Below are 13,477 nucleotides of genomic sequence, written 5' to 3'. Positions count from 1 at the left end.
CTATCTCCATCGGTGGGGCAGGGCGCTTGCGCACCCTGCCTGCCGCATCACTTCATGCCTTCGGGAAGCCACTTGCCGATTTTGGCCGCCTGCTTCTTGGTCACACCCTGCACCTTCCGGGCTTCGGGGTCGGAAAACAGCTTTTCCAGTTCCTCCGCCTTGTCGCCTTTTCTCAAATTGGCAAAGGCTTTGGCTTTCGCGTCGTCGGCTTTCAGGTCCAGCAGTTCGCACCACAGGTCATTGAGGTATGGGCCGCCGACGCGCTTGAAAAAGTTCTCAGCTGTCGGCGTCCAAACTGCACGGATGTCTGTTTTGACCTCGCGGTCAATCAGATCGTTCATGTCCTTTTTGCTGCCTTGCAGCAGCGCGGCCAGATGCCGGATCAGCTCGCCTTCGATGAACTCCTTGCCCTTTTTGCGGAACTCGCGGAAATCGCTGGCAGTCCCGTTGTTCCAGCCGTCTCCAACAAACTCAGACGGAGTTGTCAGCCGCTCATCCAGTTCATAGCCCTCCGCTTCGGTGGTAGGGAAATTCGGCACCTCGTTCTGGCTCAAGCCAATCGCCTTCGTCCACCGGGCAGCGCTGGACAGTTGGAAGGCCAGCAGAGACAGGATCAATTCAGGGTGGCTAAGGGCAGCATGTTGACGTGCGCCGCAAGCAACACGGGACAGATCGTCGGCCAGTTTGGCAGAAATGGGCGATTTCTGGGTTTCGGCTTTTCCGCTGGTGGGTGCTTCCAGAACACCTGCCTCAACCGCTGCGGCCTTGTCGCTCGGCTGGACAAGTCCTTTTGTAATCTCGACAGCACCACCTTGCCGCACAACTGCGATCAAACCGGCATGGGCTTTCTGATCGTCGGTGAAACCGCCATCAAGGATTGCCTCAAGCGCTTCCAGCTCCGCAGCGCCTTCGTCGCCAAGTTCTTCGTCAGGTTCTTGGTCCGTTTCTTGCAGTTGATCCCAGCGCGCAGCCTGTTCTTCGGTGAACTCACCCGGCACCGGCGATAGTTTGGCAATCTTCTGTTGCTCCAAATCATAGCTGCTCACATAGCTGTCGGTGCTGATTTCTGCCCATTTCCAGCCTTCCGCAGCGCGGATTGCCTCCGCCTCAGCTTCCAGCTTCGAACGGAATAGTTCGTCCAGCAGGGCGGGATCATCAATAAACGTCTCATCCGCGAACAGGTCGCCGCCAATTTGTCCGCCTGCTTCCTTGTAGGCATCGAGGCCGACAAACACCGCCCGGCGATCGGTGGCCTTCACGACGTCGGGTTTCAGGGCCTGTTTCACCTGATATTCTGACATCCAGCTATTGCCGCGCACCCGTTCCAGAACTTCGACGCTATGGGTTTCGTCGTCGCTGATGGTGAAACAGGCAGCGATGCCAAGGCTGATTTCACCAGCCGCCAGCGCATCCAGAACAGGTTCAGGCAGACGAGCCAGCGCAAGGCGGCGATAGACGTGTTTTTCCGTCACCGCAAAGGCGCGGGCGATGGTGGAAACCTGTGCTCCGCCGGTCTCCATTTTACCATAGGCGCGGATTTCATCGACGGGTTCGAGCGCCTTGCGGGCAATGTTTTCGGTGTGCGCCCATGCCTGGGCTGTGGCCCGGTCGGGTGCGAGGTTCACCAGCGGGTTCGCCAGATCGGGACGGGTTTCGGCCAGATCGGGATGCCGTTCGGCCAGATATTTCAGGGCGCGCAGGCGACGGCCACCTGCGACGATTTCCGCGCCTCCCTTGCCATCATCGAGGCCGGAAAGGTTCTGAATAAGACCGGCGGTCCAGATACTTTCCGCCAGTTCGGCCACCTCGGCCTCTGGGATATGCTGGCGCGGGTTCATGGGTGACAAGATCAACGATGCCAGCGGAAAACGGGCTTCTGCGGCAATGATTTCGCTTTGCTTGGTCATTGGGACATTCCTTGTAACGTGGTGATTTTTTGTGTTATTGGTGCCCCAGCCCCTTCGGGCTGAGGCGTCGGGCCTAGATGGCCCCGTGCTGGATCAGGAAGCGGCGGCCGATGCCAAAGTGATCGCCCTTCCTGAGAAGCGCCCAAGCCTCGGCAATGCGGCGCTTCATGGTTTCATTGCTCATTGATTTCACTTTCCTTTCCGTTGCGGTGAGTGTGTGGGAGAGGCGTTTGCCGCCCCTCCCGTTGGACCTGCTCGACAGGCCAGCCTCGGCGCATGGGGTAGGGAGGAACCCCGCGCCGAACTCAGTATTCGCTCGGGAAAAGGAGGGTCAGAACGCGGCGTGTGCCTTCATCGTCCAGCGGATCATCAGCGCCGGCGCTGTAATCGGCGTCGTAAAGGTCGATTTTCCACCAGACGGTTTTGCCGCACACCTGAACGGAGGCCATAGAATGATCCCCGTGCGGATCGTTGTCCTCGGTGAAATCCGCGAAGCCAGCGACCTGAAGCTGCGCCATGGTCACGAACTCGGGGCCTTCGGCTGCAACGCCTTGGGTGCAAACAACGCGCCCCAGATAGACCGGATGCCCGCCGTTGATTATTGCCGCGCGGAAAGCATCATTCGCTTGTGCGATTTCCGCTGCTTGCAGGGTGAGGTTGATAACACTCCGCGCACCGCAGGCAGAACATGCTTCCGGTGTCAGGCATTCCAGCGTTTCCGCTGCGCCGCAGGTGTTACATTGAAATAAAGCCATTCGTGGCCTCCTTAGTGGTGAGACGGTGGGGCTTGATGCCCTCTTTCCGCCGATGGGCGCGGCCTCTCTGCACTGACTGCTGAAAGACCCCGTGTCTTTCGGCTGGCAGAGCAGGGAGGGCGAAGCCCTGCCTGCGGCCTGGGACGGGACTGTCACGGGGTTGGAGGGAGGCTGGCGCGGCCCGCAGGCGCAGCCGAGGACACGGGCCTCCCGGAAACGGCGCGCGCAGCGCGGCGCTTGCCCCTTGACCGGCCCGGCACAGGATGCGGGCGGACCCAACAAATGAAAGATGCCGGGGCAGGGAGGAGCGGGCGCAGCCCGTTGATGCCCTGCCACGACCCCTGAAACATGCAATCCGCGCGAGGCGCGCGGATTTCTACTGTCTCTTGCAAAAGGCGCAGCGAACGACCGTTACCCGAAGGGCGGAGACCACATGTCCTGGGCGACCGTGTGGCCGCGGCGGCAAGCTGGCTCGGAGAGACAGTTTCCGGCGCACTTGGGCCGCAGGGAGAACAGGGCAGGGGGGCTCCGGTCTGGTGCCGCCTGCCGGCGCCAGACTAGGGCGCGGTCCCGTGCTCAAGCACGGGATTTGCCCGTTCTGGCCCGGCCGCCGCCGCCGGAAACTGCAAAAGCCCGGCCTGTGTCCCATTCTCGTGCAAGGCGAGCTATACGATAATTGACCTCGGGAATGAACAAGTGAAATGGGAACCGCAAGTTCAAAACATCGCCTGCGGGAACAAGGATTGCGGGCAACAGATCGAGATATGGCGAAGGGAGATTGCAGCCGGTGCCTGCTGGACTTGCCTCGAATGCGGGGGCGAGAACACCTTTGTTCTCGGAATCAGCTATGAGCAACCAGCTGCTGATGTGAACGATTAGAGCGGACCCAGCACGTATCCGCGTTTCAACCGAAAATCTCCCCTCAATCGGCCGCTGGGTCGAGGTCGCGCACAGCCTTAGCCATATCTAAGTACCCTGAATAGCCATAGTCGGCGTGCATCCGCTCGTACCACGCTGCCCAGGCGTCCCTCCGCTCCTCTGGAAATACATCGCGCCATGAACCTTTGCGTACACTCACTTGGCCGTCTGACAGCCTCTTCACCTCGATCTTACTTGCGCTCGTCATTCGCCCCCCAAATGCCGATTTTCTGAATGGTTACGTTCAATGCCCAATTGGAGGTCGCGGAATTTCTGGCTCTCTCGGTAGCTGTTTTGGAGGTGGCACATCCTTACCAACTAACCACTCGCGGATCACCATCCACCTGTCCTGATGGCCGGGAGGCCACCGCCATTGAAGAAGCTCCGCGGCTTTCCTCTCCAGTTCGGGGAACCACTGGATCTTGAGGCGCAGGTTGTGCTTTTTGGCCCAGGATCGGAAAGGTGTCATCCAATCTTCCTGGGCATGAACTTCCATAGCCTCTTTGAGGTCTTGCGGGATGGTATACGGCCACTCTCTCATGACCGACCAAATACATTGCCGCCTGGGGATGGAGCAAGGACGCAAATCTCACGCGTCCGACAGGGCCGTAGATACGGCCCTCCCTGCGCGGGTAGCGCCAGTCCTGCAGTAGCGGGGCTACTGCCCCGGTGCTGCAGGGCAACAAGACCCCGGCCAAGAAAAACCCCGCCGGAGCGGGGCTAGGTGGATCCTCACCACAAGGAAAATTGGAAAAGCCAGCTGTCAGGCTGGACCCAGGATTAGAAACCCCGTCGGAATGTTGGTGCCGCTTTCGGCAAAGCTGGCAACTGGTAAATCCTGCCATCCTCGATCACGATGCGAGGTAAGCCCAAGATCTGCTAAGTGACCGTCATAGAGCGCCGATGCCGGCAAGATGCAGACCAGGACACCGCCGCCCCATTGTTTCCCTTCCGGATGCGGTTTCAGAAACTTGCGGGCGTGGTCCAGGTGCTTGCGCCAATGGGTGCCGTTAAATGGCGGGTTCATGATAACCAGGTCGAAAACCGGGTTCGGCGCTGTCTCCAGAAAATTCGCCTGGTAAACTTGGTGGCCCTTGGCCCGGCTCTCCTGCACCCGCCCGCTGTCATACTCAACGCCGGTAATCCGAGCCTTGGGGTTGGTTTCCCGCACCGCATCCATGATCCGGCCGCAACCGCAGGACGGTTCCAAAACTGCCGGTTCGCCGCGCAGATCGAGCTTGCGCAACACGGTATCAATCACCGCGCGGGGCGTTGGGTAGTAGGCCAGATTTTTTGAAACTGCTGTGCCTGGGTGCTTCTTGGCCGCGGCTTCCGGACTGTCGGGCAGGGTGTCGCCATAAAATTCTGCCAAGGCCAAATTGATTTCCCGAAGGGTCTCCGGGCCAAAGAACAGGTGGGCATTGCCATTTTGAAAGCGCCGGATCTCAACACCATCATGATAGCTTGCGCCATGCTCCTCTGCATCGTCCAGCAGTCCGGAATAATCCTTATGCCCGATATGCGGCTTGCCACGGTATACGTTCAGGGCATTCAGCGTATCGCGCACGCGCTCCCATCCCCAGGAACCATATCCGCCGGTTGATTGCACAATGATACGTTTGGGCAAGCCCTCTACACCGATTTTCACCTTTGAATGGCTCCGGTAGGCCGGATCCAGATCACAGAAGCATTCCGCCAAGCCTTTTAGGATGTGATGCCGGGGGCTGGCTACATAGTCGCCAAAGGTTGCGGCGATGTTGTCCAGGGTGAATTCCGGCGGGTTTTCCATCGCCATTTCAAAGCGTTTTCGGTCCTTGGCGCTGGCAACAAGTTTGATGTTCAAACCGTCATAGACGTGTTTCCAAGCGGACTTACGCAACGCCTCCCGCATGGATTTTTCCCAGACCGTGGGCGCACTGCCATAGCGCCCGCCGCTCCAGATCGAGCCGCCAAAGCTGCCGCCGATGCAGGACGCAGACTCAAGCGCGGTGGCCGCTGCCTTGAAATGGTTCAGCTCGGCCGGGATGGCCTCGGCCTTCTGCTCGTATTCTTCCACGATCTCGCGCAAGCTGCGTTGCAGCGCTGGCATGGAATGAGCGGCGGCGGGGGTATTGTGGGCGTTCATCTGTCGGCCTCATGGGTAAATGGAATGTCGTTCCGGCGCTCTTTCAGCGCCTTGCGGATTGAAGCGCCGCACCAGCTGCCTGCGGTGGTCTGTCCTTCAATGTCGCGGCTGAGCGGGTGCCAGGCTTTGCAGCCTGTGCACCACCACTTGCGGCCAATCCTCATCCGGCCAGTTCGTCGGCAAAGGCTTTCGCCACTTCGGGACATTTGAAGGCAAAGCCCGCCGGGGTGCTGCCCCATTTCCGGGAATACCAGCCTTTGCGCTCCTTCGCCGTTGCCAGCCAAGCGCTGAAAGTTTCCTGGGGCGCGTGCACCTTCGGGCTGACAATCCACATTTGGAACCCGCGTTTCGTGTGGGTGTGCTCCTCGATGGTGAAACCGCCCGCATCTGTGGCCGTGGCCGCTTCTTTAGGCTCCGCCGTGCGTCGCTCGGCGTTTCCGGTCGCAAAGGGCTGTCCCTCCGGCACCGACCATTCACCGAATGGGACATATGCTGCCGGGTCGTTGCTCTGGCCGGTGATCGGTCGCTTAGATACCTTCCAGCCATCGGAATAGTGATGACTGGCCTTCAGGTAGTACCCGGCACCCATGCTGTATTTTTCCCGGTGTTCTGCGTCTGCGCCAGCCTCGGCCAGGTGCGCGGTTGCCTCGTAGTTGCGGGCAGCCTTGCGCATTTCTGGGAACAAGTCCCGCGTGTGCCGGGAAAAAGCAAGAATGACCGTTTTCGTGGTGGTGGTGGCGAAATAGTCGGTCATGCTGTCGGATTGGTCCTGCTCGAACTCCGCCACGATCACTGCCTTAGCCTCGGCCGGGACTTTCGCACGGATGCTGTCCCGCCAATCCGATACTTCGCGCTCACGTTCTGCCCGCTCCCGCGCCGCCAGCTCGCGCCGCTCTTGCTCTGCGGTCTGGGCTTCCTTCAGCAGCTCCGCCACAACCGCGGGACTTTTCGCCTCGATGCCCCGCACCTCCGCCTTTGCGATCCACGGGCGGGCGACCCCTTCGGATACTTTCGAAAGAGTGTTATTGTCCCATGCCACGGTGACCCGGAATTTCTGCTGTGTCATGCCGCCGGCCCCCAATGTGAAAACCCGGCCTTCCTGTTCTTCGATGTCGGCAATCCAGCCCGTTTTATCAGGGTTTGCCATGTCTCCGAAAACGCAAGGCTGGCCGATAAAAAGCACGGTGTTTGTATTCTGAGCGTTCATTTTTTTCGTCCTTAGTGGTGAGACGGTGAGGCTTGATGCCCTCTTTCCGCCGATGGGCGCGGCCTCTCTGCACTGACTGCTGAAAGACCCCGTGTCTTTCGGCTGGCAGAGCAGGGAGGGCGAAGCCCTGCCTGCGGCCTGGGACGGGACTGTCACGGGGTTGGAGGGAGGCTGGCGCGGCCCGCAGGCGCAGCCGAGGACACGGGCCTCCCGGAAACGGCGCGCGCAGCGCGGCGCTTGCCCCTTGACCGGCCCGGCACAGGATGCGGGCGGACAAAACAAATGAAAGATGCCGGGGCAGGGAGGAGCGGGCGCAGCCCGTCGATGCCCTGCCACGACCCCTGAAACATGCAATCCGCGCGAGGCGCGCGGATTTCTTCTGTCTCCTGCAAAAGGCGTAGTGGCAAGCGTCACAAAGTCTTGCCTCTGGAGCGAAAAAATCTCGTTTAAAAACAGCAGAGGGAGATCTCGGCTCGGAACCGAAGTTGCCTTTTCTGTCAGAAAGGTTTGCCTCAATCCCGCAAAAGGGATCGTAGCCCTTTAGGGCGGAGACAGCCTGTTTCGGACGACCATGCAGCCGTGGCGCAAACTGGCTCGGAGAGACTGCTTGCGCCGCACCTGGGCTGCAGGGAGAACGGGACAGGATGGCTCCGGCCTGGTGCCGCCTGCCGGCGCCAGGCTAGAGCCCGGTCGCGAGCTGAAGGCTCGGGATTTGCCCGTTTTTGGACCGGTCGTTCGCTAGGGCCGCGGCGGACGGCAGTGAGCCCATAGCTGCCGTCGCCTTCTGGAATGGACTCTGCAGGTGCATTCGACTGCTACCAAGTCATAGCGGTCCTTGGCCTTCCCTATTGTTGCGTCGGCCGGGCGCCACGGGTGCAGCCTGTCGCTCGGCCCAGAAGCGGGCATTGCATGGTGCGCCTCAATGTCTGGAGAGCACATCCTAACGTTGCAATTGTTCACATGCGCGACCCGTGGTAAGGGCGCATGAGACGTCGCCTCAGGTAGAAGTACTGGACAAAATATGTGGTTACCCAGAATACCAGATGACAAAATCCCTAAGGTTGAAGACGGTGTTAGTGCAATCCTCCAGATTTGCCGCATATCCGGCGTAAATCTCCGCTCTGAAGTGGTGAAGATTTCTAATACCACCTCGATATTCAGATATAACAAACTGCCTGCAGGTTGGGCTAAGCATCTTGAGGGAGATAGGTGCTGGAGTGACGAGAAAATACTAGAGTACCAAAAAGAGCATGGAGAAGGTAGGGCCGCTCTGATTAACGCCTATAGAGACTCATCTTTTGAAAACACCCAATCTTTCAATTATCAGTGCGCATGGAGGGGGTCTGACTTTTATATCGTTCAAGAGATGTCAAGCGAGAACATGCCAAAGATGCAAGCGCTGATAGAGCTTGAGCTAAGCTCCACTCTGGCGGCGCTTTCTCTACTCAGCGATGGATGTGCTTCATGCTCCAGGCCTGCACTATTTGTTAAGTTCCCTTCGTCCAGTTTCGGAGGAATGTCAGATCGGGCAGACCCCCTTCTTCCGAAATTAGGTCAAGAAAGTATTTGGACGTCAAACGAAGCCGACGAGAAATTTCTAATTCAGCTTTCTAATTCACTTATTGCGCGTACCCATAGTGATAGTTACCTCGCAACTCTTCGGTATCTCCGGTCACTCAGAAGAAAGAGGCTAGATGATCGAGTTGTCGACCTCATGGTGGCCCTGGAGGCTCTGCTGAACGATGGCGGAGATGCAGGGATCTCATATAGGATTTCGCACCGGCTGTCTCATCTTTTGTTTGAGGAGAAAGAAGAAAGGCGACGAGTTGTAGAAACGGTCAAAGCTGCGTACAAGATACGCAGCAACCTTGTTCATGGAACGAGACGCCAAATCGACTTTTTGGAAGCAGAGATATTTGACGCATCAAAAAGGTTGCACATAAGCGAAGGCGAGATGCGGGAGGTGTCGCATAACTTGACTGACTTTTTGCGGAACGCAGTACGGCTAAGATACCAAGTGTTTGGGGAAGTCAAAAAAGACAAGTTCCTAGTGCACCTAGATGAACTGGCACTGTGATGCTCATTGCCCCCTCGTTCACCAAGAACAAACTTTTTCCACCAACGATTCCGCTGCAGTCGCTTGCGCAAATATGAGTGCCGGATGGAATAATAGGCTGCCTACAGCCTGCGCACTACTGATCGCGAATTGAAAATTTCAGGCGAACTCCCGTCATTTGCGAGGTCTTAAAACTGTGTCAGTTAAATCAAACGAATCTGACCAATCAGATAACGTTCACTGCCCCCAATGCAAACTAAAGATACCGGGCGAAGCCAAAGTCTGCGCAAGTTGTGGTTCTCGTCTTGATTGGCGTCGTTACCTAGTCTTGTCGCAATCTTCGATAGCTCTAATTCTATCCCTGCTGGCTCTTACAGCAGCTTTCTGGGACGGCTACAGAGGGTTCCTGAGTTGGACGCAGGACCTGATTCTAGGAACCAGGCTCGACCTTCACGCATTTGCAAGTTCCGTGGAGATTGAAAGCATTACTATTGCAGCAGAAAGCCGCAGAAGTTACCCGATTGCAATTGATGATATCAATTGCTTCATGACTATCATTATTGATCAAGAATGGTATCTAAGAGACCAACTTCTATTCAAAGAGGACGGAGGCAAAACACTAGACAATGAGAACGATTGGATTGGTTGGCACGTAGTAGGTACGTTCCTCGTTGACTACACTTTGGCAGAGCCTGTCGTAATTGATCCATTCGGCCATGCCGTTCTACGCGGCATCGAAGCTAAAATGTCGATTTCTGCTTCACCGACTGACTCGGGTATACGGCTTGTAAATTCTGCAGATCAACGCCCGAGTGCGGGATGCTGGGTAATGGGCGCCAGCGCTCGCAACGGCAATCAAGCCGGTGGTGCGATACTTAAGCAGCAGGATCTCATTGGACTTAACCCTTTGGAGCTCTTGTCACGCTCCGAGCTTGTCGAAACAACTAGTGCTGAAGCCTTCCGTCAAAAGCTAATTAGTGAGGTCGAGGAGATACAAAAAAATTACAACGGACCGAAGAGGATCAAAGCTTCGCCACAAAACTAACCCACGTATCGTAACTTTAAGTGAAATTGATGAACTTTACGCCCTTAGTACAGCGAAAAATCTCACCGCACCCCATTAGCGATCAGCGGCGTCATCGATCCAACTTGAGTTAGAAGGCACACACATTGCCTTTTGCAGGTTTCATAAACTGCGGTGACTTGCCTTGTGTAGTGCAAATGCCAAAGAATGCCAGATCAAAGACATGAAAAATTTTGATGTTACAGCAGGTGATTTGAAGAATTACGGAACTGCCGTCTTGACCCTTTTTCTCACGGCGCTCGGCCTTTCCGCAGTATTCATAGCGGGATATTCCAGCGATGTACCGAGAGGTGGATTCTTAATATTTGGTCAGGCGATGTTTTTCTCAACTGGATTGGAGGTATGGCTTGAAATAACAATCTCCATAATCACAGCTAAAGCGGCTCTGCTAGTTTTAGGGAGTTCTGCCGCAGCACTCGCACCCTTGATTTCAATTCTCCCAAGGGTGCAAGAAGAAAGTTTAGAAAGCTGGGTGGTGGGAATTGTCTGCACGAGGTTTGAGGTTTTGCTTTCACTAGCAGCGTTGATATACTTCGCTCGCTTTTTCCATTTCTCCGTTGATGCCGCAGCACTGATCTTTTCACCTATTGTTCTAGGTTTTATCCTTATGGCGGCGCTGGATCGCCATTTCCTGCGCGAGGCTCTTGCTGATTTTGATAGGGGGGCCAACATTGGTGAGACAGAAGTATTGACCCGATACACTAAGCATCGCGTTTCCCTTATTGCGCTTATATTATCAGTTGCTTTTTACTCTGCTGGAATTGCAAAGTACCGGAATGAGCTTTATTCAAACCCAAACTTTTCAGTTAGTGGGGTAGGTAGGTTGGGCGCAATACTCTCTGCCAATTCGACGTCCTTTCTAGTCGCAGTTCCTGGAAAAGTTCTTGACGAGAAATCCTTCTTTTTAGGCCAACGAGAGCTGCCACGCTGGTTTGTTGTAACACTTGAAGGCCACGTACTAGAAATTCGTTGAGGTTCTCGGACAAAGGTTACTTTCTGCGAAAATCGGACGCGTGCAATCACCCTGCTTGCATGCGCAGCGAAAGGCAGCAACGTCCCGGCTGCGGACCCCCGGACGCGGTGCACAGAAAGGACACTGTCGGCGCTGATCGCCCGGTGAAAGGCAATTTCTCTGACGAAAAAGGCAGAACTATCTGGGGCTTTTCACGTAGCGAACGACCGTTACCCGAAGGGCGGAGACCGCATGTCCTGGGTGACCGTGCGGCCGCGGCGGCAAGCTGGCTCGGAGAGACAGATTCCGGCGCACTTGGGCCGCAGGGAGAACAGCGCAGGGGGACTCCGGTCTGGTGCCGCCTGCCGGCGCCAGACTAGGGCGCGGTCCCGTGCTCAAGCACGGGATTTGCCGAACCGAATAACTATCGCATGTTCTTTTCTTTCCGCATGCGATCCAAAGTTGATCTGAGGCAAGAAAACGCTAAAGAGGCACCACTAAGTCTTCCAAGAAAGTGAAGTAATGAACCCGATCGACCAGCATGTAGGCAAACGCATTCGGCATCTGCGCTGGATGAAAGGAATGACACAGCAGGAGCTAGCTGTTCACTGCGATGTAAGGTTTCAGCAGATTCAGAAATATGAGACCGGTGCCAACCGCGTCAGTGCATCGCGACTTTGGGAGATTGCAGAAGCACTGGACGTTCAAGTTGTCTATTTCTTCGAAGGACTTGACAGCGGCACGCGCTCAGAAGGTGATGCCCTCACCGATAGCAACCAGTTGCTCGCCAAAGAAGCCGTGGATCTGGTGCGGACCTACTACGGGATTCCAGAGAAAAGCCGTTCACATCTTCTTTCTCTAGCAAAGACACTGGCCGCCTAGGGCAAAAAATTTGGCACAGCCTGCCGATGACCTGCCACGGCTTACGGAACATGCGATCCGCGTATTCAGCGCGGATCTCTCTTTCTTTGAACGGGCAAAGTTATCCAGCCGCCCAGATCTTCGAACTTGCGAGAAATCTGAGGCGGCCGCAGCAGCGTCATGGGCGAAGACGCCAGAATCTGAGAACGGACGCTGTGGGTAACTTTGCCCGTTCCACCCCTGCTCAGAATGCCTCGGATGCACGCAGGGATTGATCACAATAGCATTCATAATTTATTTGGCCGGCAGGCTGCACAAAGCGGCATGGAAACTCTCGGAAATCTGTCAGGCACACATTGAAGATGATGACCTGCCCCCCGCTGGTCCCTCGTTCATGAGGAGAGTCTGCGGGTTTGGTTTTGGTAATCGTCGGTCTCGGGCTTGGCAAGCGCGGCAGGCGCGGAGCCCTCAAATAGCTCAAGCGCCTGCCGCGCTTGCATTGGCGTTCTGTTCCCCAGCGAAGAATGCGGCCTGACGTTGTTGTAATCGTAGCGCCACAGCGCCAGCTTGCGGCGGGCATCGTCCAGGGTATCGAACAGCTCTTCATTGAGAAGCTCGTCCCGCAGGCTGCCGTTGAATGACTCGATAAAGGCATTCTGCTGCGGTTTTCCGGGGTCGATGTAATGCCAATCCACCCCGTTCCTGTCGGCCCATTTCAGGATTGCCTGGCTGGTGAATTCCGTCCCGTTGTCGCTGACAATGCAAGCGGGTTTTCCGTAGATCCGGACGAGCGCGTCCAGCTCCCGGGCAACGCGCTCTCCTGAAATGCTGGTGTCTGCCGCCAGGCACAGGTTTTCCCGGCAGCAGTCGTCATTCACGGCCAGGATGCGAAACTTCCGCGCCGCGCCGAAGCTGTCTGCCAGGAAATCCAGGGACCAGCGCTGGTTGGGCTGTGTGGCTTCGGGCATCGGCGTTCTCGAGCCCCGGGCGCGTTTGCGGCCCCGCCGCCGTTTCACTGCAAGACCCTCCTCCCGGTAGAGGCGGTAAAGCTTTTTGTGGTTCATGATCATGCCTTTTCGCTCAAGCAGCACGCCGATCCGCCGGTAGCCGAACCGGCGGCGTTTGCCAGCGATCTCTTTCATCTCCTGGCGGATCTCGGGATGGTCGGGCGGGCGTTTGCGCCGGACCGTCTTGGGGTCGACACCGACAAGCCGGCAGGCCCTGCGCTGCGAGATGCCATGATCCCGCATCGCAGTGAGCGCTGCCTCTCGCCGCTCCTTCGGTGCCGTCAGCTTTTTCCCAGCAGGTCTTTCAGAACCACATTGTCGAGCATCGTGTCTGCCAGCAGCCGCTTCAGCTTGGCATTCTCATCTTCCAGCGCTTTCAGCCGCGCCGCCTCCGATACCTCCATGCCGCCATACTTGGACTTCAGCTTGTAAAAGGTCGCCGGGCTCAGCCCATGCCGGCGGCACACCTCCGCCGTCGGCATCCCGGCTTCCTGCTCTTTGATCATCCCGATGATTTGCGCCTCGGTGTAACGGCTCTTACGCATTCGTCTGCTCCTACATAGGTTGGGCAGACTCTACATCATGGTGAGGGATTTCGCGGGGGG

General features: G+C 56.8%; 9 protein-coding genes. 4 read left to right on the top strand and 5 right to left on the bottom strand.

Annotated elements, in window-relative coordinates:
- Nucleotides 1-47 precede the first annotated feature (47 nt).
- From R2C4_RS01405 to R2C4_RS01385, 4 genes are all read right to left on the bottom strand, one after another.
- The gene (locus R2C4_RS01405; protein ID WP_141889267.1) at nt 48-1,907 is read right to left on the bottom strand and encodes a ParB/RepB/Spo0J family partition protein; all 1,860 of its coding nucleotides are present in this window, start codon (nt 1,905-1,907) and stop codon (nt 48-50) included.
- Between the two features lie 305 nt (nt 1,908-2,212).
- The gene (locus tag R2C4_RS01400; RefSeq protein ID WP_141889266.1) at nt 2,213-2,662 is read right to left on the bottom strand and encodes a DUF3768 domain-containing protein; all 450 of its coding nucleotides are present in this window, start codon (nt 2,660-2,662) and stop codon (nt 2,213-2,215) included.
- Nucleotides 2,663-4,343: 1,681 nt separating this feature from the next.
- Nucleotides 4,344-5,705, bottom strand: a complete 1,362-nt coding sequence (locus tag R2C4_RS01390; RefSeq protein ID WP_244940701.1) for a DUF4942 domain-containing protein — start codon at nt 5,703-5,705, stop codon at nt 4,344-4,346.
- A 160-nt stretch (nt 5,706-5,865) separates the two neighbouring features.
- The gene (locus R2C4_RS01385) at nt 5,866-6,912 is read right to left on the bottom strand and encodes a hypothetical protein (protein ID WP_141889264.1); all 1,047 of its coding nucleotides are present in this window, start codon (nt 6,910-6,912) and stop codon (nt 5,866-5,868) included.
- 1,021 nt (nt 6,913-7,933) lie between these two features.
- Between R2C4_RS01385 and R2C4_RS01380 the strand changes: the two genes are divergently transcribed.
- The 4 genes from R2C4_RS01380 (at nt 7,934) to R2C4_RS01365 (ending at nt 11,886) form a co-directional block, all read left to right on the top strand.
- Complete coding sequence (locus R2C4_RS01380) at nt 7,934-8,989, top strand: HEPN domain-containing protein (RefSeq protein WP_141889263.1); 1,056 nt, start codon at nt 7,934-7,936, stop codon at nt 8,987-8,989.
- 448 nt (nt 8,990-9,437) lie between these two features.
- A complete protein-coding gene (locus tag R2C4_RS01375; protein ID WP_141889262.1) occupies nt 9,438-10,013 on the top strand; it encodes a hypothetical protein in 576 nt (191 codons plus the stop codon).
- A 202-nt stretch (nt 10,014-10,215) separates the two neighbouring features.
- On the top strand, nt 10,216-11,025 hold the full coding sequence (locus R2C4_RS01370; protein ID WP_141889261.1) for a hypothetical protein: 810 nt from the start codon (nt 10,216-10,218) through the stop codon (nt 11,023-11,025).
- Between the two features lie 501 nt (nt 11,026-11,526).
- Nucleotides 11,527-11,886 (top strand): helix-turn-helix domain-containing protein, encoded by a 360-nt coding sequence (locus R2C4_RS01365; protein ID WP_141889260.1) that lies wholly within the window; start codon nt 11,527-11,529, stop codon nt 11,884-11,886.
- 371 nt (nt 11,887-12,257) lie between these two features.
- Here R2C4_RS01365 and R2C4_RS01360 read toward each other — a convergent pair.
- Nucleotides 12,258-13,417 (bottom strand): IS3 family transposase gene (locus R2C4_RS01360; protein WP_141889259.1). Its coding sequence is split into 2 segments (ribosomal slippage): nt 12,258-13,159 and nt 13,159-13,417, totalling 1,161 coding nucleotides; the frame shifts between segments, so codons are not numbered across the junction.
- Nucleotides 13,418-13,477 lie beyond the last annotated feature (60 nt).

It is taken from the genome of Leisingera aquaemixtae, from assembly GCF_006740765.1.
GTDB classification, from domain to species: Bacteria; Pseudomonadota; Alphaproteobacteria; order Rhodobacterales; family Rhodobacteraceae; genus Leisingera; species Leisingera aquaemixtae.
This window is presented reverse-complemented; position numbering and strand designations above follow the sequence as displayed.